A 21420-nucleotide genomic window follows, 5' to 3' on the forward strand; every position below is an offset into this window, starting at 1 on the left:
GCGCGCTTGCGCGCGATGGGTGCTCGCCGCAACCCGATCGCGCGCAAGCGCGCTCCTACAGAAAGACTGGTTTACCAGCCCATGTAATGGCCGCCGTTGATAGCGAGGTTGGAACCGGTGATCCAGCTGGAGGCTTCCGAGGTAAGAAACGCCACCGCATGGGCGATCTCTTCTGGACGGCCGAGGCGCCCCACCGGGATCTGCGCGATGATCTTGGCGCGAATATCTTCCGGCACCGCCATCACCAGGTCGGTGCCCACGTAACCCGGCGAGACGGTGTTCACGGTGATACCAAAGCGCGCGTTCTCCTGTGCCAGCGAGATGGTGAAACCATGCACGCCGGCCTTGGCTGCCGCGTAATTGGCCTGGCCGTACTGGCCCTTCTGGCCGTTGATCGAGCTGATCTGCACGATGCGGCCCCACTGGCGGGAACGCATGCCTTCGATGACGGGGCGGGTGACGTTGAAGCAGGCGTTGAGGTTGGTGTTCACCACCTCGGTCCACTGCTGGTAGTCCATCTTGTGGAACGTGGTGTCGCGGGTGATGCCTGCGTTGTTCACCAGGATCTCGACCGGGCCGGCCAGTTCTTCCACGCTGCGGACCATGCTCGCGGCGGAGACCGGATCGGCCACGTCGCCGGGCACCATCACCACATCGATGCCATCGCGGATCATGTCTTCGCGCCAGGCCGCCGCGCGGGCTTCGTCGCGGAAGTTCGTGGCGACGCGGTGTCCCTGGCTGGCAAGGTAACGGACGATCGCCGTGCCGATGCCGCCGGTGCCGCCGGTGACCAGTGCCGTGCGTTGCGTCGTGCCCTGTTTCATGTGTTGCCTGGTTCCCGTTAAGTGGTGGCCCGCCGTCCGGGCAATCTCGTTTTATAGCGTCCGCGTGTCGGTAAGACTACTGCGGCGAAGCGCCGCAGGCTCGAACGCCGCGAGGGCTTCGGCCAGGGTAGCGGCCGGCGTGGTCGCCTCCGGCACAGTCAGGCCGAGCCAGGCGAGCGCACGGCGCAGGGCCGGGAGCGGATCGGACGGGTCCACCGGCTGGGCTTTCTCCGATTTGGATAGTTTCCGGCCTTCGGCGTCGAGGACCAGCGGCAGGTGCAGATAACCGGGATGGGACAGGCCGAGTAGTTCCTGAATGTAGAGCTGCCGGGCAGTCGATTCGAGCAGGTCGGCGCCGCGGACCACGTGGTTGACGCCCTGGAATCCATCGTCGACGACGCAGGCGAGCTGGTATGCCCAAAGGCCCTCGACGCGACGAATAACGAAATCGCCCGCTACCTCACGCAGGTTTTCGGCTTGCGGACCCTGGAGTTCGTCGATCCAATGGATCGTGCGGTCGGGCGAGCGCAGTCGCCACGCCGGTGGTCGGGAAGGGTCGGGTGCGGCGATGCATTGCCCATCGCGATGGAGCCCCCCGTGGGCTGCCAGCTCGGTACGGCTGCACCAGCATGGGAACACGTGGCCGGCGTAGCGGAGGTGTTCGAAGGCGGCTTCGTACGCGTCGCCGCGGCGGGACTGGAACAGGATGGCTTCGTCGGCATCGAGGCCAAAGGCGGGCAGAGCCGCGAGGATGCGTTCCGCTGCGCCGGGAACCTCGCGCGGGGGATCGATGTCTTCCACACGCAGGAGCCAATGACCACCCCGGTGCCGGGCGACCAGCCAGCTGCCCACGGCCGCCACCAGCGAGCCAAAATGGAGCGCGCCAGTCGGCGAGGGCGCAAAGCGTCCGCGGTAGCTCATGCGCTGGAATCGGGCATGGGTTGAGACGTTTCTCACGGCGTCAGGGACGGGGCCGCGACAGTGTAGGGGATCGCCACCCCGTGCTGCCCGCGCAGGGCGGGGCATGTGCCCTTCAGGGATTGAATCATTCCGTGTTCGCCCCGAAAACTTAGGGCAGGCGGCGCCACATAGCCAGCCGCTTTAGAGAGAGCAACCATGTTCAAACGCATAGCACTGTTCCTTGCCACCAACATCGCGGTCATCGCGCTGCTCAGCATCGTTTGCCACCTCCTGGGTGTCGACCAGTGGGCGGCCCAGCGCGGCATGGGCCTCGGCGGCCTGATTATCTTCGCCTCGATCTTTGGCATGGGCGGCGCCTTCATTTCGCTCGCCATCTCCAAGTGGATGGCGAAGATGAGCACGGGCGCCAAGGTCATCACCGAGCCGCGCAACGAAACCGAGCGCTGGCTGGTGGAGACCGTTCGCCGCCACGCTGAGAAAGCTGGCATCGGCATGCCGGAGGTGGCGGTGTATGACGCCCCCGAGATGAATGCCTTTGCGACCGGTATGTCGCGTAACAACGCGTTGGTGGCGGTGAGCACCGGCCTGTTGCAGCAGATGGATCGCGAGCAGGTGTCGGCGGTGCTGGGCCACGAGATCGGCCATGTCGCGAACGGCGATATGGTGACCCTGACGCTGATCCAGGGCGTGTTGAACACGCTGGTGATCATCGCCGCGCGTATCGTGGGCCGGCTGATCGATAGCTGGCTCAGCGGCGGTCGTGAGCGGGAGGGTGAGGGCGGTATCGGTTATTTCGTGACGGTGATGGTGCTGCAGATCGTGTTTGGCCTGTTCGCGTCGATGATCGTTATGTGGTTCTCCCGCTGGCGCGAGTTCCGGGCGGATGCGGCGGGTGCGAACCTGGCCGGTCGCGCGTCGATGGTTTCGGCGTTGCAGCGTCTGTCGGGGAACCACGGCGATACATCGCTGCCGCAGACGATCCAGGCCTTCGGCATCTCGGGCCACCTGGCGTCGGGCCTGAAGCGTCTGTTCATGAGCCACCCGCCGATCGAGGAACGCATCGCGGCGTTGCAGAACGCTCGCTAAGCCCTCGGAAAGCCGCCCTTCGGGGCGGTTTTCTTTTGGGGGTGGGGCTGGTGACTTTTCTTTCGCCCCAACACCCCCATAATTCACGGTCTGTCCCAGCCCTGAAGGAACGGCACCGTGAGCCAGGAAACCCGTAAATTCGAAGCCGAGGTCGCCCAGGTCCTGCATCTGGTCACCCATTCCCTCTACTCGCACAAGGAAATCTTCCTTCGCGAGCTCATTTCCAACGCGTCCGACGCCTGCGACAAGCTGCGCTTCGAGGCCCTGGCCGAGCCCGGCCTGGTGACCGAGGACGCCGAACTCCGCATCCAGGTCACCTGGGACCCGGATGCCCGGACCATCAGCGTCCGCGACAACGGCATCGGCATGTCCCGCGAGGACGTCGTCGCCAACATCGGCACGATCGCCAGCTCCGGCACCCGTCGCTACCTCGAAGCGCTCTCGAGCGAGCACAAGGCCGATTCCCGCCTGATCGGCCAGTTCGGCGTCGGCTTTTACTCCGCTTTCGTGGTCGCCGACAAGGTCACCGTGATCACCCGCCGCGCCGGCCAGCCGACAGAAATGGGCGTGCGCTGGGAGAGCGATGGCAAGGGTGAGTACACCCTGGAAGACACCAACATCACCGAGCGCGGCACCACCGTGGTGCTGCATCTCAAGGCCGACGAGGATGAGTTCCTCAAGGCCTGGCAGCTGCGCCAGCTGGTCACCAAGTACTCCGACCACGTGGCCTTCCCGATCCGCATGCCGGAAGAGAAGGATGGCAAGCCGGATCCCACCGAATGGGTGACGGTGAACTCCGCGTCGGCGCTGTGGGCGCGGCCGAAGAGCGAGATCACGGATGAGGAATACACGAACTTCTACAAGGCCCTGGGCCACGACTTCAACGACCCGCTCGCGTGGGCGCACAACCGTGTCGAAGGCAATCAGAGCTTCACCACGTTGCTCTACGTGCCCGAGCAGCCGCCGTTCGACCTGATGATGGGCGGCGGCCGCGATGAGCGAAAGGGCCTGAAGCTGTACATCAAGCGCGTCTTCATCATGGATGCCGCGGAAGAGCTGCTGCCGAACTACCTGCGTTTCGTGCGCGGCGTGGTGGATGCGGACGACCTTCCGTTGAACGTGAGCCGCGAGATCCTCCAGCAGAACCGCCAGCTGGAGAAGATCAAGAGCTCGTGCGTGAAGCGCGTGCTCGACCTGCTCGAGAAAATCTCGCGCGACAAACCAACGAAGTTCGCCACCTTCCTCGCCGGCTTCGGCAACACGCTGAAGGAAGGCATCGTCGAAGACACGGCGAACCGCGAGCGCATCGCCAAGCTGCTGCGTTTCGCTTCGACGAAGGGTGAGGGTGCGGAGAAGTCGGTATCACTGGATGACTACATCGGCCGCATGGCCGTGGGCCAGGAAGCGATCTGGTATGTCACTGCCGATAGCTACACCGCTGCCGCCGGCAGCCCGCAGATCGAGTCGTTGAAGGCCAAGGGCGTCGAAGTGCTGCTCATGTCCGATCGCATCGACGAATGGATGCTCGGCTACCTGACCGAGTACGAAGGCAAGCGCCTGCGTAACGTGGCCAAGGGCGACTTCCCGCTGGATGAAGCCGACAAGGCGAAGCAGGAGGCTGCGAACACCGAAGCCGCGCCGCTGCTCGAGCGCACCAAGGGCCTGCTCGGCGACAAGGTCAGCGAGGTGCGCGTCTCCGCACGCCTCACCGATTCGCCGTCGTGCCTCGCCCTCGCCGATTTCGACCTCGCCCCGCACCTGGCCCGCCTGCTCCGCGAAGCCGGCCAGGACGTGCCCGAATCGAAGGCGGCGCTCGAACTCAATCCCGAGCACCCGCTGGTCAAGCGCCTGGCCGCGGAAAGCGACGACGCCAAAGCCGGCGACCTTGCCAACCTGCTGCTTGAGCAAGCCGAGATCACCGCCGGCGCACAGCTCGCCGACCCGGCCGGCTTCGTGCAGCGCATGAACCGCGTGCTGATGGGCTAACCCCAGTCCCTGTAGGAGCGCGCTTGCGCGCGATCCGGGTTGCCGCAACCCTGGATCGCGCGCAAGCGCGCTCCTACAGGGCACGTTGCACGTTGGGCGCTCAAAGCAAGCGCACGCTGTCATAGTCATGTGGTGAATCGACGGTCTGCTATCGTCGGCGCCATGTCCGCGTTACTCATCCTCTTCGTCTGCCTTGCCCTCGGCATCCTCTGCCGGCGGTATGCGAACGTGCCGGATGGCATCGTCCCGGGCATCAACTGGTGGGTGTTGAACATTGCGTTGCCGGCGCTGGTGCTGGCCCTGGTGCCGCATGTCACCGTGGACCCGCACCTGTGGTTTCCTGTGGCCGGGATGTGGATCACCTTCTTTGGTTCGTGGGCGTTGTTCGCTACGTTGGGCAAGCTGTTCCATTGGACGCCGCAGCGCATCGGTTGCCTCACGCTGGTGTGCGGGCTGGGCAATACGTCGTTCATGGGTTACCCCATGATGGAGGCGTTGCATGGGAAGGAAGGCCTCTCGATCGCGGTGATTGCCGACCAGCTGGGTTGCTTCCCGTTGCTGGCGGCGGGCGGGATCATCGTGGCCTCGATCTATTCGGGGAAGGGCGCGAGTGGCGGCCTGATCGCGAAGCGCGTGTTGGGATTCCCGCCCTTCATCTGCCTTGTTATCGGCGTGATCGCTGGTGTGTTTGGCGGTTGGCCGGGCGAAGTGGACAAGCTGCTGATGCAGATCGGCCAGACGCTGACGCCGCTGGCGCTGTTCTCCGTGGGCCTGCAGTTCAAGCTGCATCTGCAGCGTGACCAGGTCGGCGCACTGGTGGCTGGGCTCAGCTGGAAGCTGGTGCTGGCACCGGTGATCGCGCTGGGCCTGGGTCTGGCGGCTGGCGTGGGCGGGTTGATCCTCACCGTGGGCGTGCTGCAGGCGGCGATGGCGCCGATGATCTCCGCAGCCATTCTCGCCGACCAGCATGACCTGGAGCCGCGCCTGGCCAATACCGTGCTCGGCGCGGGCATCTTGCTCTCCCTCGCCACCATTCCGCTCGGTAACCTGTTCCTGCCGGCCTGACGCTTGGGTTTCATGCGCGGCGGCCGCACACTCCGGGTATGACCGATACTTCGACGAACGCTGGCGTCCGCGCCGACGTGTGGCTGTGGGCCGCACGCTTCTTCAAGACTCGCGCGCTGGCCAAGCAGGCGATCGATGGCGGCAAGGTGGAAGTGAATGGTGCCACCTGCAAGCCGGCGAAGACGGTGCAGGTCGGCGACCAGCTGCGCATCACGCGCGGCGAGGAGCGCCTGGTCTGCGTGGTGGCTGGGTTGGCCGCAAAGCGTGGTCCCGCGCCGGAGGCACAGAAGCTCTACCAGGAAACCGAAGAAAGCCTTGCCGAACGCGCACGCCTGCGCGAAGACCGTCGGCTCACCGGTGGCGCCTTGCTCCGCCCCGACGCCCGCCCCGGCAAACGCGACCGCCGCCTGATCCAGGACTTGAAGAAAACCCTGTAGGAGCGCGCTTGCGCGCGATAAACGACAGCGCGGTGACGCAGCACCCCCCACTTGCACGCAAGACCCATCGCGCGCAAGCGCGCTCCTACATATGTTAATTCGGCCTGAGATTTTGTAGCCTCAGCGAGTGCCGGTGACGTTCCCCATCGGCGGAGGGATTCGCATGGTTCCAGCGTCAGGCATCGCACCGGGTCGGTTCATCAGCCGGCATGGGCGGACGCGAACACACACCATTCTGTTGGCGCTGGCGGCGTTGTGCCTGTTCGCTGGTATCGCCGTGCCCTTGCTCATCGCGGGCGGCGGTTCGCTTGCAGCACACCCGATCGCCACCGTCATCGCGGCTGTGTTGTGCCTCGTCGGTCTCGGCCTGGCCGTGGCGTGGAAAATGTTGGAACCGAAAACCGTTCTGGCCTTGCACGACCGCGGCATCGTCATCCATCACACCCGCACGAAGGTGGATGACTTCGTGCCGTTCGCTGCTATGGGCGATCTCTACCTCTATCGCACGGGGCAGAAAGGCGGGTTGATCAACGGGCTCGCCTTCCGCTGTGATGCGGCATCGCCGTGGTTTGATGTGCTCGATAGCCTCGGCGATGCGTTTCGCCTGCGTGGCGCGATCATCGAAGGTCAGTTGCGCGAACGTGGCCCGCTCACCTTGCGTGCGCTGGAAGCAGGCGAGGGCGTGGTCTTCCATACAGTTTCAGATGAGCAGCGTCATGCAAACCGCCATGGACGCGCGGCGGTGGATGTGCCGGCGACAGCGTTCTATCTCAGTCCGCTGGGCGTCGAGTTCGACAACCTGACCATTCCGCTCGCGGATATCGCCACGGTGGACGAGGGCACCACATCCGGTTCGCTGCGCCTGCTGGATGAACGCGGTAACACCCTATGGGGCGTGCATTACCTGTCGCTGTTTAGCGCCGACCTGTTCATCGTGCTGATGCGTACGCTCATCGAGGCCCGGCACTACGGCCTGGGTGGCGTGACCAGCAACAAGAGCTATTAGAAGAGCGCCTCCCGCCCCGGCCACCGGGCTGCTGAATTCTCAGGGTGGGGCGGGAGGCATCACGGCACCGATGATGGAGAGTCGATGGGAGCCGTGATGGGGTGACTATAGGGTCGCCCCAGGCGTGGGGGAATTTGATTGTTTGGATCGTTTCGATAGGACGGAGCTATCGCAGCATTTTCCGCAGCTTGTACAGCTGGTCGAGGGCGGCGCGCGGGGTGAGGTCGTCAGGGTCCATGGCCCGCAGCGCTTCCTCCACCGGCGATGGTAGCGGCGGGGCGAACAGCCCCATCTGCGGCGCGGGCGTCGTCGGGGCGGCCACCGCGGCGGTCACCTCGTGGCCTTGCTCCAGTGCGGAGAGGTAACGGCGGGCGTCGGCGATCACCGCCTTCGGCAAGCCCGCCAGCGCGGCGACCTGCAGGCCGAAGCTCCGGTTGGCGGGGCCTTCCTTTACCGTGTGCATGAAGACCAGCTGCTCGCCGTATTCGACGGCATCCAGATGCACGTTGGCGATGGTCCGGTACTCGCCCGCGAGTTCGGTGAGCTCGAAGTAATGCGTCGCGAACAGGGTGAACGCGCAGCTGGTGGCGGCGAGATGCACGGCGGCCGCCCGCGCGAGCGATAGGCCATCGTAGGTGCTCGTACCGCGGCCGACTTCGTCCATGAGGACGAGGCTGCATTCGGTCGCGTTGTGCAGGATGTTCGCTGTCTCGCTCATTTCCACCATGAAGGTGGACTGGCCGCGCGACAGGTCGTCGCCCGAACCGATGCGGGTGAAGATCCGGTCGATCGGGCCGATGATCGCAGCCGCGGCGGGCACATAGCTGCCGACATGCGCGAGCAGCACGATCAGCGCGTTCTGGCGCATGTAAGTCGACTTACCGCCCATGTTCGGGCCGGTGATCATCAACATGCGCCGCGTTTTATCGAGGTGGATATCGTTCGGTTCGAACGGCTCGTCGCGTACCTTCTCCACCACGGGGTGGCGGCCGCGCTCGATCTGGATGCCTGGCGCATCGGTGAGCACGGGCTGTGCCCAGTCCAGCGTTTCGGCACGCTCGGCCAGGTTGGCCAGCACGTCGAGTTCGGCCATGGCCGAGGCAGCGATCTTCAACGTGGCGAGCTGTTCGATCAGCTTGTCGAGCAGCAGTTCGTAGAGGGCCCGCTCGCGCATCAGCGAACGTTCCTTCGCCGAGAGCACCTTGTCTTCGAACTGCTTCAGTTCCTCGGTGATGTAGCGCTCGGCGTTTTTCGTCGTCTGTCGGCGCGTGTAATGCGTCGGCGCTTTCTCCGCCTGCGCCTTGGTGATCTCGATGTAATAGCCGTGCACGCGGTTGTAGCCGACTTTCAGGGTCGGGATGCCTCTGGCGGCTTTCTCGCGCTCTTCCATGTCGACCAGGAACTGATCGGCGTTGGTCGAGAGCCGGCGCAGTTCGTCGAGTTCTTCATCGTAGCTGTCGGCCAGCACGCCGCCATCGCGAAGCAGCACAGGCGGTTGTTCGATGATCGCGCGGGCGAGCAGGGCGGCGGTGTCGGCGTGGTCGCCGATGCGTTGCACCAGATCGTGCAGCAGCGGGCTATCGACGCCTTCGATCTCTTCGCGCAGGCGCGGCGCGGCGGCCAGGCCATCGCGCAGGGTGGAAAGGTCACGCGGGCGCGCCGAACGCAGCGCCACGCGGGCAAGGATGCGTTCGAGGTCGCCCACGCCGCGCAGCTTTTCGCGCAGGGTGCCGTGGCGACGCGTGTCGATCAGTGCGCCGATCGCCTGGTGGCGGCCGCGCAGCACGGTGCGATCGCGCAGCGGACGGTTCAGCCAGCGGCGCAGCAGGCGGGCGCCCATCGGCGTCACGCTCTCGTCGAGCACGCCCAGCAACGTGTTCTCGACGTTGCCGCTCTGGTGCGTATCGATCTCCAGGTTGCGCCGGGTGGCGGCATCCATGGCGATGGTTTCGCTGGCGTTCTCAACGGCCATGCCGGTGAGGTGAGGCAGTGCGCTCTTCTGGGTTTCTTCCACGTAGCCGAGCAGGCAGCCGGCCGCGGCAACCGCAAGCGGCAGGCCCTCGACGCCGAAGCCGCGCAGATCGCGGGTCTTGAAGAAACGGCACAGTTCGCGTGTCGCGGCATCGCCATCGAAATGCCAGGGCTGGCGCTTGCGCACGCCGGGCAGGGCGGTAACGAGTTTCGGCCAGGCTACGTCTTCGCTGACCAGCGTTTCCGCCGGCTGCAGGCGGGCGAGTTCAGCGGCGAGGCCTTCGGCGGTCGCGGTTTCGGTCAACAGGAAACGGCCGGTGGAAAGGTCCACCCAAGCCATGCCATAGCCCTTCGGGCCCGCGGCGATCGACAGCAGCAGGTTGTCACGGCGCTCTTCCATCAGCGCGGCATCGGTCACCGTGCCTGGGGTGACGATACGCACGACTTCGCGCTTCACCGGTCCCTTGGACAGGGCGGGATCGCCGATCTGCTCGCACAGCGCCACCGATTCACCCAGCTTGACCAGGCGTGCAAGGTAACCTTCCACCGCGTGATACGGCACCCCAGCCATGGGGATCGGCGCGCCGGCCGACTGGCCGCGCTGGGTCAGCGTGATATCGAGCAGCCGCGCCGCCTTGCGGGCGTCGTCGTAGAACAGCTCGTAGAAGTCACCCATCCGGAAAAACAGCAGGATATCCGGGTGTTCCGCCTTCGCGCCCAGGTACTGGCGCATGAACGGCGTATGCCCCGCCGCCGAGGCGATGTCTTCTGCTAAAGCCATGATTTTCCGAAACCTGGGTTGCTGGGCGGCCCGCCGAGGGCGTGCCGGCCGTACATGATACCGGCTCGGACGGCGCCCGGCGCCCCGATCGCTCCCTTGTAGGAGCGCGCTTGCGCGCGATTGGGGGTGCGGCAAGATCCATCGCGCGCAAGCGCGCTCCTACAGGGGCGCTGGGGCCAGTCGGGTGGCGATGGCGGCTAGTGTTGCCGGGCCGGCGATGCCATCGGCGTCTAGCTTGAGCTGGCGCTGGAATGCTTTCACCGCTGCCGTGGTGGCTGGGCCGAACACCCCGTCGGCTACCAGCGCGTCACCGGTGCCGGCGGTAAATCCCAGGTGGGCGAGGTCGGCCTGCAGGGCGCGTACGTCCTCGCCGCGCGAGCCGGGCTTCAACGCACGCGGTGCGGTGGCGACAAGGGGTGGGAGCGCCGTGCCCTCGGCAAGGCCATCCATCACGCGCCGTGTCAGCCGGGCGACCCAGGCCACGAAGCGCGCTTGCCGGTCTTCAAGGCCGTTGAAGCCGCCGTTGATCGCCATCGTGGCTGCCTTGAGGTTCTGCCGTACGCACGTGGGCACGCGTGTCTGCCAGTACCAGATGGCGATGCGCGATGCGGTTCTGGGTTCGGCCGCGCGGTGAGGTTCGCTGACGAGATCGATATCCAGTGCGTTGCCTGCCGCTTCGTAGTTGTTCCGGCCGGTGAGCTGGATATAGCCGCGCCCGCGGTATGCAAAGCCATCGCCGGGGGCATCGTTGCCCATGCGGTCGCCATACATCAGATCCGCAAGTGCTTCGGGCTTGTCCTTCACGGCGAGCTTCCTTGCATTCTCCAAGGCCTCGCGGCCATGGCGCCAGGCATAGCGCACCGGAATCTGCTCGATGCCGCGGCTGTATCGAAAGCTCTCTTCGAGACAAGTGAGGCCTTGAGACTCGTGGCATACCTGCGCCATGAAGTTCGCCAGCTCCAGCGGGTGCGAGATACCAGCGTGGTAGGCCAGTGTCGCCAGTTGCGATTCACGATCCATCGTCATGTTCCATGTCCTGGTGATGCGGTTCCGAGGGCCCACTCCGTGAGCCGTGTGCACCGTACACCGATAACGTGCATTCGGACCTCAGCGATCCCTGCGTGTTGTGTAGGCCCATGACCCCGCATAGGCTCGGGTTATGCCTTATACGGTCGGGGCTGCCCTGCCTCCCGCAAGGCATTCTGGCCCTGCCGGGTGTCTGAATGTCGGACATTCACAGCTTATGAAGGGGCAGACTGCCAAGCTGTACGCAGATCGGTTCAGGTACCTGCGCTAGCATCGCGCAAGGCCTCGTGAGCCAGCTCAACAGGGTTACCAAGGGATTACCAATGCACGGATTCAAGGGTTTGACGGTGCGTCGACGCGCCTGGATTCTGGGTGCCATGGCCTATGCGCTGGTCATGACCGCCTCGGCCGCCCCGGCGCCGCAAGAGGCCGATGCCGCCTACGATGCCCAAGATGTGCGCCTCAACGCGGCCTACAAGAAGCTAGCCCAGTCACTCGACGAGGCCGGGCGCAAGTCGCTTCGTAACGAAGAGCGCCAGTGGATTGTCGGCCGCGACACAGCATGCAAGGTATCCGCGGGCACGGTGGTGAAGAACCAGTGCACCACCACGCAGACGAGCTTTCGTGCGGACGAGCTGGAGAAGCGCGCCAAGGGCTCCGCAAAGGCCCCGGCGGCTGGGGCGGTATCCGCCCTCGCAGGCGATTGGGCTTATCAAAGCGACTGCAACCTTGGTCACGACGCTGAACTGAGCGTGCAGGCGACCTCGTCCGCGATCGAAGGGACCTGGTCGGATGGCACCCGCACGTCCGGCAGCCAGGGGCGCTTCAAGGGTGACTGGCGCGACGGCAAGCTGTTCGTTCGGTTTTGCACCGAGGACGACGCAAACGGTGGATACCCCGCGTGTCCCGCTTACAGCGATGTCTCGGCTTACATGGTTCCCGACGCCGGGAAGCTGACCTGGTACCGGACCACCGGTGGGAAGGCCAGCAAGTACGTGGTGCTTGATCGCAAGCCGAAAGGCGGCGATGTTCCGAAGGACACGAAGTGCAAGGAAGCTGGGTAATCGATCGCTAGTTACATTTCGCCACAACGACCATTAACCAGGAGTTGGACCATGCCAGGATTGACAGACAACGAAGCGCGCACCCTCACGTATTTCGCGATCGGCGTAGCTTCAGAAGGCGGTGATTCATCGTATCGGCTCGCCTTCGCCGGCAACATCCGCAATGGCGTGATGGACCCCGTTGGCAACAGCGGCTTCTCCATCGGCACGTTGCAGACCGATTTGGGGCAGCACCCCGAGGTCGCCACATCGCTTACCGACGCTTACCAGTCGTGGGCACAGCGTGAGCATCCGGAATGGGCGCTCAATGCTGCTCAGCGCACGCAAACCATCGCGGATCTCAGCCGTACCGGGCACCAGATCGAGGCCCAGCACGGGCGTGCGATGGACGCCACGGTGAAGTCGCATCTGGATAGCTTCATGGCCAGTGATGCCGGTAAGACCTTCGTACACCAGCACGATGTGGCCCAGTCCAATCGCCTTATGGACAATGTGGTCACGCCGCTCAAGCAGACCGATCTTTACAAACACGCCTCGGAGCAGGATCAAGCTCGCCTCATCACCATGACGGCGAAGCTGTACAACCAGAACGAAAACTACGGCAATGCGCTGCTACGCGATATCGAGCAGAACAAGCTGCACAGCGAAGCCGAGGTGAAGCACGCGATCGACGGCCGACCGGGCTATGTGCGTGATGGCCGCGACCACGCATTGGCCGGCGCGGAGCTGTTCAATGACATGCGTGCCATGGGGGCCAATAGCCCGCTGCGGCCAGCATGGGACAACGTGGTGGCGAATCCGCTGGTGAATCCCACCCAGCTCGGGAATGATCCGACCCATCCCAACCTGCCACACGAGTACGCGGCGATCCGCGACGCCTACACGGACACGACGCGTGGCCGCGGCATGGTGCACGCGCTGGAGCAGGGTGGTTCGTACGCCAACACCCAGAATGGCCGCGGCTACCTGGCGGAGGGCCGGGACCTCGTCACGTGGGACAAGTCGGGCCACGGCCATGCCCTCGTGAATGGCCAATGGCGATCGGTGGAGAGCAAGGATGTGTCCACCCACGTCAACGCCGATAAGACCATGGACGTGAATCTCCGCCATGCGGGCCAGGACGAGCGCCTGCTCCACATCACGCACCCGGGCAATGCGCGTGGCCACGCCGCTCATACATCGGCGCCCGCCGCGGGCGATCACGTGCAACGGCCAGGGTCGCTACGCGAGCACGACCGCGCGCCGCAGGTCGGCGAACTTCAGTCTGGCCTGGCCGCGTTGGGTTATCGGGGTGCGGATGGAAAGGTCATTCACCCGGACAACGATTTCGGCGGGAATACGAAGGCCGCGCTGCAGAATTTCCAGCGTGCCCACGGGCTCGACCCGGATGGCATCGCGGGTACAAAGACGCTGGATGCGCTCCACGCCGCGCAAAAGTCCCCGTCGCTGGCCGACCCGGTGCATCCGGGCCACGTCATGTACGAGCAAGCGTTGAAGGCCGTCGGTGACCTCGATGCCAGCCGTGGCCGCACCCCCGACCAGCAAAGCCGGAACCTGGCGGGCGCATTGACTGATGCCGCCCATGCCCAAGGCCTCACCCGCATCGATAACGTGACACTCAGCGGCGACGGTGCACGCGCTTACGCCGTGCAGGGTGACATGAAATCCCCGTTCAAGCAGATCGCCCAGGCCGATACCACTCAGGCCGTCAAGCAACCGCTGGAGCAAAGCGGCGCTAACTGGCAGCAACCGTCGCAGGCTCAATCCCCGCAAGCTCAGAACCAGCAGCAACAGCAACAACAACAACCCACCATGGGCCGCTGAGCCGGTAGGGATCGAAGACCCACCAAAGGCGTCGACCCCTCACCCGGTGCCGACGCCTTTGATGCCGCCGACACCTTGCCGTTGTAGGAGTGCGCTTGTGCGCGACATCTTTTCGCGAGAGAGCAACAGGTCCTGCTGCTCTTCCGCCAATGAGCATCGCGCGCAAGCGCGCTCCTACAAAGAGCGGGTCAGATGGTTAGTTGGGGGACTTCGGCCTTTTTGAGCAGGCGCGAGGTGAAGTACTTGTCCTGGTAGTACTTGATCTTGTCGCATAGCACCGGGTGCGGGATCCCTTCGAAGAAGAACACTTCCTTGTCAGTACCCATGGCCTTCAGCTCCTGTGGGAGCATCAGCGCGCGCTTCTCTTCGGTCTTGCTCTTGGTATCGCCACCCTTGCTCTTGGTGATGTTGGTCTTGCTCACCGTGGTGTAACCGAGCATCTCGGAGTAGTCGTTCGCATCCTGCTGTTCGCGCGGGGCGAAGACGATCTGCAGGGCGTGGTTGGTGATGACCGTGCGCGAGACGTCCTTGCCGTAGACCGCATCGAGCTGGGCCATGCTCTGGATGATGGGGAGCAGGCGGATGTTGTAGCCGGCCATGTACGAGACCGCTGAAGCGATGATTTCCACCTTGCCGATCGAGGTAAATTCGTCCATCAGCAGGAGGCACTGGTGCTTCAGCTCGGGATTGTTCTGTGGCAGCTCCTTCGTATTGAGGTTGATGAGCTGGCTGAAGAACAGGTTCACGATGAGGCGGCTTTCGGCCAGCTTGTTCGGCTGAATACCAATGTAGATGGTCATCCGCTTCTTGCGCACGTCGGTGAGCAGGAAGTCATCGTCGCTGGTGGCGGCGTCGAGCACTGGGTTCAGCCACGCATTCAACGGCTCCTTGAACGTGCCGAGGATCGAGGCGAAGGTCTCCGCGGCCTGGGAAAGCATGTTGGCGAAGGCGGACTTGGCATTGGCGCTGAGGAACGGCTTCTGCGAGAGCGCTCCGTAGAGCTCGCGCAGATCGGTGCCGTCGCCGGATGAGAGGCGGTAGATCATGCCCAGGGTCGGCTTGTCGCGCAGCACGTCCGGCAGGCCGGTCTTTTCGTCGTGCTCCCACTTCTCGCAGAGGTACAACGAGAACGCCATGAACGCATTGCGGGCCTGGCTGACCCAGAATTTCTGGTCATCCGAGCCGTCGGGGTAGAGCATCGAGGCGATGCTCATCAGGTCGGACACGCGGAACGCCGGGTCTTTCGAGACGTAGCTCAGCGGATTCCAGCGGTGCGTGCGGCGATCTTCCGCGAACGGGTTGAACAGGTAGATCTCCTGGCCTTGCTCAGCGCGCCATCCGCTGGTCAGGTCGAAGTTCTCCTGCTTGATATCGAGCACGACCACCGACTCCTGGTAGTCGAGCAGGTTCGGAATCACCACGCCAACGCCCTTGCCTGAGCGGGTAGGGGCGGCGAGGATCACGAATTGCTGGCCCGGCAGGCGGACCAGGTCGCCCTTGAAGCGGCCGACGAGGACGCCGTTAGGGGCCGGGTCGAGCATCTTTTGCTTGCGCAGGTCGCCCGCCTTTGCGAAGCGCGCATCGCCATGCATGGCTTGCTTTTTCTTCTTCAGGATGAAGAAAAGCGAGACCGCCCACAGCGCCAACGGGATCAGGAAGCCGATGACACCGGCGGTTTTGATCTTCCACACATACGGCTGGACCTGCGGAAGGTCCAGCGCCTTTACGTAGTTGATGAACGTCATGAAGCCCAGCGGTACCTGGCCCAGGCCGAGGAACCACAACGTCAGAAGGCCGGCGAGATACTCGCCGGCCAAAAGGGCGGCCACGGCCAGGGCCGCGGCCCACCATCCCCTGTTAGCTGTCATAGCTTGTCCTTGTGGAGCGAGTGTTTCGCGTACGCGATCGTTTCGTTAGTGCTGGGTTGGCGACGTTGAGCCATCGCCTGCGCCCTGCCATTCGCCCGATGTAATAGCGACAGGACAGACCTCCTCGTACTGGGCCAACGAGGCCGTGTCGTCGGAATCCCAGGGAATGCCATAGGGGTCGACGGGTTCGCAGTAAGGTGCGTTCATCCACGCCGTGCCACCGGTAAATGGTGGGAGTGGCCACCAACAGCGGTCCGGGTTCTTCTTGATATCTTGTCCGTCGTGGCAGAACAGGAACGGGTCGCTATCACGGTAAGTCAAGCTGCTCGGTCCTACCTGCGCCGCGGCGGCGCAAGTGACGAACAGGCCTGCGACGAATATCCAGCTCTTCATGACATGTCCTTGGCGATGATTGATGTTGAATAACTGCGCATCACGGGCCGGCGACACCGTGGTTAGGCCGGTTGGCTTGTTGTTGTGTGTTTTGTTGCGCAAGCGCTTCGTTCTGCTGTGCCTGACGCGTCTCGGCCGCCTGCTGCCATTGCGCGCTGCTCTGCGCCACCGGCGTGGCAACAGCCTGAGCCGTATCGACGCTTGCCAACTGTTTGAGCGGGGAATTCAGTTCACCCTGCACGGCGTACGTACGCACACCCGGGTCATCGAGCAGCACGTGGTTGACCTTGTCCAGGCCTTCCTTGCGTGCAGCCACGGTGAGCGATGCGGCTAGGTTGTCGCTGAGCTGGTCGGGTGTCCGACCCTGCTTCGCATCAACCTGATGCACGCCTTCGAGCACCTTCTTGAACAGCGCATTGTCCGGGTGCTGCGGGTGATCCAGCGCGACCTGCGGCTTGTCGTGCTCGAACCATTCCTTGGGGTGGGTCAGCGTGTGCCAGACCCCGGACGCCTTCTCCTCGAAGGTGTGGATGCCCTCGCTGATCTCGTCCTTGACGTGTTCGAACCCCTCCTTGAGGTGTTCGAAACCTTCCTTCGCCTCGTTCACCACATTCTCGATGCCATGCTCGACCGCGAGGATGCCTTCGCCAGCAAGTTCAAAAGCCTTGTGCTCGAGGTTGTCCTTGAACTCGCCGATCGCCTTGGGGATCTCCCATGTCGCCGAAAGGCCAAGGCGAATGTCCGCGACGTCGTTGCGATAACGATCGACCATGCCCTTGTGGGCTTCGTAACGGGCTTCGTTCTCCGGTGCGATGATCGACTGACCGAGCAGCTTGCTGTTCGGCACGAAGTTGTCGATGGCGTGGGCGTCGAAGTCCGTGGCCTTGATCGGATTCCGTAGGCTCAGGATGCCACTGTCATCGCGATAGCCGGCGTGTTGCAGGGTATCGATATCCTGCTGCGCCGCGTATACGCGCACTTGTCCGTAGTGCGGGCTGGCAGCGCTGACAAGGTCACCAGCGCGGACATGGTCGATCACGGTGTTGCCGCCCTCGGGAATGCCCTTGAGGCTTGCCGCACCATAGGCGTTGAAGGTTTCGCCGTGCAGGCCGTACTTCGCCGCGTTGATCTCGGCGAGCGTGCCGCCGAGCGAATGACCGGTGACCGTGACCTGCAGCGGACGGTGGTGCAGTTCGGCGTCCAGGCGGGCCTTCTCAAGCACGCGCTGGGTGAATGCCTCCGAGTCGGGGGACTGCAGGTTCACGCCGGTCAGCACCATGGCGGCATCGACGCCACCATCCTGCACCGGCTCGCGGTCAAACTCCGTGCCGCGGTAGGCGATGACGACCTCGCCGGTATCCATGCGCTTGTAGGCGGTTGCCTGGAAGCCGGTGACCGGATCGTTCTGGGTATCGAACGCCTCGTAGGTCACGCCGCCCAGGATCTTGGGCTTGTTGAGGACCGGATCCTGGTAGGCATCCTGGGCGAGTAAGGCGTAGTCGGTTGAGGAGAGCGTCACGGATGCATCTCCTCGGCGTGCACGGTCACGGAGAACGTGGCGTTGGCTTCATCCTGGTACTGCGCGCGGTTCTCTTCGCCCGAATCCACGCGCTCAAGCTGCGTGGTGGCGTAGGAGCGGTTGGAGTACCAGCGGGTGACCGGCTTGCCCTTGAACAGCTCGTCGTTGAACAGCGGCGCGCTGAAGTCGACCTTCTGCACGAACAGGTTCGCGCTGGCGGCCACGACCGACCAGTGGCAGACGCCCTTGCCGAAGTAGTCTTCGTCCTGGAGCAGATCGGCGAAGAGCTCTCCCTTGTAGACGCCGTTGCCCGCAGGCTTAAGGGTGATCGGTACGCGCTTCTCGGGCGCGACCGTGGCGCCGACCACCGGGGTCAGGGGCACACAGGCTTCGTTGGCGACGCGGTAATCCACGACGCCTTCGATCCGGTCGAACGGGCCCGGCGCGCCATCTACCTTCACGGTGAATTCGTAGCGCATGCGCGGGTTCGGGTTGAGCTTGATGTCAGGCTTGTTCATGGTGGCACCGGTAGCGGAAAAGGGCAGGGCGAGGAACAGGGTTACGGCGGCAGCGTGTTGCTGCCATCGGCTCGGGTTCAAGTCGTTCTCCTTCCGGCGTACCGGGGTGTTTAGCAAGATCATTTGCCATGTGTAGCTCCTGGTTGACGGGCATGTGCGCGGCGAACCGCGCGGTTAGTGACCCGGTGCGGGCTGTGCTGCCTGCTGGGTCGGGGTCTGCTGGTGTTGTGGCTGCTGTGCCTGCGTGGCGGCTTGCTGGTCAGCGATTTGCTTCCACTGCACCGAGCTTTGTTCGATCGTGGTGTTGATCGCCTGCTGGGTGTTCACTTCCGCGGCCTGCTTGAAGGGGGAATGAAGCTCGCCCTGCACGACGTAAACCTTGCTACCGTCCTGGTTGAGCACGGCTGAGTCGACGCTCGTCATGCCTTCCTTGCGCGCCGCCACGGTACCGGCGGCTGCGAGGCGATCGCTGAGATGGTCGGGCGTGCGGCCCTGCTCGGCATCCAGCTTGTGCACGGCACTTTGAGTCTGGCGATACAGCGCATGGTCGGGATGGGCTTCGGAATCGAGATGCGGCCCGAGTTTCTGCTGGGCATGGATCGCATCAAGGGTCTTCTTGCCCACCACGCCATCGACGTCCAGGCCATGGGCGCGCTGGAACTTCTCGACCGCCGCCTTGGTGTGTGCACCGAAGTCGCCATCGGCAGTGAGGCTGCGGCCGCGTTCATCGCGATAGCCAAGCTGGTTGAGCTGCTCCTGGATGCCTTTGACATCGTCGCCTTTATCGCCCTGGCGCAGCGCAGAGTGCGACGCCGGCGCGTGCACAGCGGGATGTGCGGCTTGGGCATGGCCCGGCTGGCCAGGCGAGCGGTTACGCCAGAATTCCTCGGGATTGACAGCGTGGCCGTTGGCGTCCTTCATCTGGTAATGGACGTGCTGGGCGTACTGCTGCGAGCCCTTGGGGCCACGGCCACCCATCTGGCCGATCTCGTCGCCCACCTCGATGTGCTGGCCGACCTTTACCGACTGTGATTGCGTGTGCAGGATCTCGTGGCTATTGCCATCGGCATCGCGGATCTTGATCGTGCCGTACTGGCCACCCACGAAGGTGACTTCGCCGCTGATGGGTGAGTGAATGCCCGGGTGCTCAAGGTTGACGCCCGACTGGCCGCCTGCGTAGTTGAAATCCGATCCGCCGTGCGGACCCTTGGCGCGCACTTCACCGTAGTGGCCGGTGATGTGGGCGGCGGTTCGCTGCTGTGCGGGCAGCATGGTGTTCATGACTTCCTGGTACGACATGCGTGTAGCTCCTGGTCAGAGTGAATCATCCTCGGTCCGATAGAGCTGCCAGCAGCCCTCGGCCGAACGGAAGTGAAACGTCATCTGGTAATCGGTATCTGGCTTCGCGAGTTCCACGGCGAAGCCGGCATCGCCTTCCGGCGTCTTCTTTAGCACCAGGCCATCCTTATGCTGGCGTGCTGAGTCAGGCATCACGGGGAACGTGATTTGATCCTTGGTCAACATCTTCTTTACCGGCGCCGGTTCCGGCTCGGCATTCGCGTCGATCGTGTCGCTTTCGAGCGGGTCGACGATGTAGCGCTTCTGCACCGAGACGTCGTCCGAGAACTTCGGGAGGAAGTCGTCGAACGTGTTAGCGGGGCAGACGTTCGCAGCGTTCTCGGGCGCAGGTGCGGTCAACGCATTCACCGAAGTGGACGGTGATGCGGGCGCCGCAGCCGCGGCAGGTGTTGGCACTTCCGATGACTGGCATCCGGCCAAGAGCGCGACAAAAGCCAGCGGAAGGAGTGCAGCGCGTAGCGTGCCGAGCGTCGTCATGGGCAGTCCTTTTCTGGTCGTCATGGCTGCATCTGTTGCTGTTGTTGCTGTTGTTGCTGGGTGGGTTCGGCCTGCGGGCGCGCGGTATTGGCCATAGTCGAGGCACTTTGCTCAAGTGGCGTATTGACCGCCTGGGCGGTCTGCACTTCCGCCATTTTCTTCATCGGTGAGTTCAACTCGCCCTGCACTGCAAAGGCTTTGCTGCCATCGTCGCTAAGGATGACGTGGTCGATGCGAGTGAGGCCTTCCTGCTTAGCCTTGGCTGCAATGGCGCCCGAGAGGTTTTCGCTGGCCTGGTCGGGCGTGCGGTTCATCTTCGCGTCGATCGCGTGCACGCCCTTGGTGGCCTGATCGAAGAGGGCGCTATCGGGGTTGGCCGGGTTGCTCAGGCTTGCCTTATCGATCTTCTGGTTGTCGAGGTGCTTCTGAGCAGCTATGGCTTCGCGTGTGTCCGGACCGGCGACACCATCGGGCTTCAGTTTGTGCTCGCGCTGGAAGGCTTCGAGCGCGGACTGCGTGCCGGGGCCGAACTTGCCATCGGTGTGCAGTTCGCGACCGTGGGCGTCTTTGTAGCCGAGGCGGGCGAGGTCAGCTTGGAGTTTGCGGACGTCTTCGCCGTTCATGCCTTCCTTAAGCGTGCGATCGGCGGTGGGCGCGCTCGGGGTGGCCGTGGACTGACCGACCTGGCCACTGGCTAAGCGGTCCATCACTTCCGGGGTGAGGCGCTTCTGCCAGTCGGCGAAACGATGCTCGCGGTCTTCGAGGCCGTTGTACTTGCCGTTGACGGCTTTGGTCGCCGCCTTGACGTCATCACGTGCCGCTTCGGGCACGCGGCTTTCCCAATACCACGTCGCGATCTTCGAAGCGTTCTGCGGGTCGGCGGCAAGTTCGGGGTGTTTAACCAGGTCAAGGTCGAGTGCCTTGCCTGCGGCGGCGTAGTTGTCCTTGCCGGTGAGCTGGATATAGCCACGGCCGTGGTACTTCCAGCCATCGCCGGGCTCATCGTTGCCATTGCGGCCGCCGTACATCAGTTCGGCGAGTTTTTCCGGCTTGCCCTGCAGGGCCTCTTTGCGCGCGGCATCGAGGGCGTCGGGGCCTTCGCGCCACGCCGATTGCACAGGGATCTGCTGGATGTTGCGGGTGTAACGAAAGCTCTCTTCAAGCCGGTTCAGCCCATTCGACTCATGGGTGACCTGAGCCATGAAGTTGGCCAGTTCCTTCGGGTCCCTGATACCGGCCGCATAGGCATCGGTCAGGACCTGTGTTTCACGATCAATCGCCATGTGTAGCTCCTG

18 protein-coding genes are annotated in these 21420 nt (G+C 63.9%); 7 read left to right on the top strand and 11 right to left on the bottom strand.

From position 1 onward, the window contains the following. Window positions 1-71 precede the first annotated feature (71 nt). Complete coding sequence (phbB, locus tag VGN46_RS18595; RefSeq protein WP_331645992.1) at window positions 72-824, bottom strand: acetoacetyl-CoA reductase; 753 nt, start codon at window positions 822-824, stop codon at window positions 72-74. 51 nt (window positions 825-875) lie between these two features. Further along, the gene (gene gluQRS / locus VGN46_RS18600; RefSeq protein ID WP_331645994.1) at window positions 876-1745 is read right to left on the bottom strand and encodes a tRNA glutamyl-Q(34) synthetase GluQRS; all 870 of its coding nucleotides are present in this window, start codon (window positions 1743-1745) and stop codon (window positions 876-878) included. A 195-nt stretch (window positions 1746-1940) separates the two neighbouring features. Between gluQRS and htpX the strand changes: the two genes are divergently transcribed. The 5 genes from htpX to VGN46_RS18625 all read left to right on the top strand — a co-directional run bounded on the left by htpX (window position 1941) and on the right by VGN46_RS18625 (window position 7325). Then, on the top strand, window positions 1941-2831 hold the full coding sequence (gene htpX / locus VGN46_RS18605) for a protease HtpX (protein ID WP_331645996.1): 891 nt from the start codon (window positions 1941-1943) through the stop codon (window positions 2829-2831). A 117-nt stretch (window positions 2832-2948) separates the two neighbouring features. Beyond that, window positions 2949-4817: a molecular chaperone HtpG gene (gene htpG / locus VGN46_RS18610; protein WP_331645998.1), complete on the top strand. Its 1869-nt coding sequence runs from the start codon at window positions 2949-2951 to the stop codon at window positions 4815-4817. A 162-nt stretch (window positions 4818-4979) separates the two neighbouring features. Beyond that, the gene (locus VGN46_RS18615) at window positions 4980-5882 is read left to right on the top strand and encodes an AEC family transporter (RefSeq protein ID WP_331646000.1); all 903 of its coding nucleotides are present in this window, start codon (window positions 4980-4982) and stop codon (window positions 5880-5882) included. Window positions 5883-5920: 38 nt separating this feature from the next. Next, complete coding sequence (locus VGN46_RS18620; RefSeq protein WP_331646002.1) at window positions 5921-6319, top strand: RNA-binding S4 domain-containing protein; 399 nt, start codon at window positions 5921-5923, stop codon at window positions 6317-6319. Between the two features lie 163 nt (window positions 6320-6482). Beyond that, window positions 6483-7325: a hypothetical protein gene (locus VGN46_RS18625; RefSeq protein ID WP_331646004.1), complete on the top strand. Its 843-nt coding sequence runs from the start codon at window positions 6483-6485 to the stop codon at window positions 7323-7325. Between the two features lie 166 nt (window positions 7326-7491). On the opposite strand, the gene mutS is transcribed toward VGN46_RS18625, so the two are convergent. Next, window positions 7492-10077: a DNA mismatch repair protein MutS gene (gene mutS / locus VGN46_RS18630; RefSeq protein ID WP_331646006.1), complete on the bottom strand. Its 2586-nt coding sequence runs from the start codon at window positions 10075-10077 to the stop codon at window positions 7492-7494. 159 nt (window positions 10078-10236) lie between these two features. After that, window positions 10237-11103: a peptidoglycan-binding protein gene (locus tag VGN46_RS18635; RefSeq protein ID WP_331646008.1), complete on the bottom strand. Its 867-nt coding sequence runs from the start codon at window positions 11101-11103 to the stop codon at window positions 10237-10239. Between the two features lie 323 nt (window positions 11104-11426). Here VGN46_RS18635 and VGN46_RS18640 point away from each other — a divergent pair, with 323 nt between their 5' ends. Continuing rightward, window positions 11427-12167 (top strand): lysozyme inhibitor LprI family protein, encoded by a 741-nt coding sequence (locus VGN46_RS18640; protein ID WP_331646010.1) that lies wholly within the window; start codon window positions 11427-11429, stop codon window positions 12165-12167. A gap of 51 nt (window positions 12168-12218) precedes the next feature. Next, window positions 12219-13991 carry a peptidoglycan-binding domain-containing protein gene (locus tag VGN46_RS18645; protein WP_331646012.1) on the top strand — a complete coding sequence of 591 codons (1773 nt, stop codon included), beginning with the start codon at window positions 12219-12221 and terminating at the stop codon, window positions 13989-13991. A gap of 188 nt (window positions 13992-14179) precedes the next feature. Here the strand turns inward: VGN46_RS18645 and VGN46_RS18650 are convergent, their stop codons facing one another. The 7 genes from VGN46_RS18650 to VGN46_RS18680 all read right to left on the bottom strand — a co-directional run bounded on the left by VGN46_RS18650 (window position 14180) and on the right by VGN46_RS18680 (window position 21408). Beyond that, entirely contained in the window at window positions 14180-15859 is a 1680-nt protein-coding gene (locus tag VGN46_RS18650; protein ID WP_331646014.1) for a type IV secretory system conjugative DNA transfer family protein, read from the bottom strand. Window positions 15860-15904: 45 nt separating this feature from the next. Then, window positions 15905-16252 carry a hypothetical protein gene (locus VGN46_RS18655; protein ID WP_331646015.1) on the bottom strand — a complete coding sequence of 116 codons (348 nt, stop codon included), beginning with the start codon at window positions 16250-16252 and terminating at the stop codon, window positions 15905-15907. Between the two features lie 40 nt (window positions 16253-16292). Then, a complete protein-coding gene (locus tag VGN46_RS18660; protein ID WP_331646017.1) occupies window positions 16293-17771 on the bottom strand; it encodes an XVIPCD domain-containing protein in 1479 nt (492 codons plus the stop codon). Beyond that, the gene (locus VGN46_RS18665) at window positions 17768-18370 is read right to left on the bottom strand and encodes a hypothetical protein (RefSeq protein ID WP_331646019.1); all 603 of its coding nucleotides are present in this window, start codon (window positions 18368-18370) and stop codon (window positions 17768-17770) included. Before VGN46_RS18665 ends, VGN46_RS18660 begins: the two co-directional genes overlap by 4 nt. A 93-nt stretch (window positions 18371-18463) precedes the next feature. Next, complete coding sequence (locus VGN46_RS18670; RefSeq protein WP_331646021.1) at window positions 18464-19588, bottom strand: XVIPCD domain-containing protein; 1125 nt, start codon at window positions 19586-19588, stop codon at window positions 18464-18466. A 15-nt stretch (window positions 19589-19603) separates the two neighbouring features. Further along, window positions 19604-20125, bottom strand: a complete 522-nt coding sequence (locus tag VGN46_RS18675) for a hypothetical protein (RefSeq protein WP_331646027.1) — start codon at window positions 20123-20125, stop codon at window positions 19604-19606. 20 nt (window positions 20126-20145) lie between these two features. Next, window positions 20146-21408, bottom strand: a complete 1263-nt coding sequence (locus tag VGN46_RS18680; protein WP_331646029.1) for an XVIPCD domain-containing protein — start codon at window positions 21406-21408, stop codon at window positions 20146-20148. Between the last annotated feature and the right edge of the window lie 12 nt (window positions 21409-21420).

It is taken from the genome of Luteibacter sp., assembly GCF_036500425.1.
GTDB lineage: Bacteria > Pseudomonadota > Gammaproteobacteria > Xanthomonadales > Rhodanobacteraceae > Luteibacter.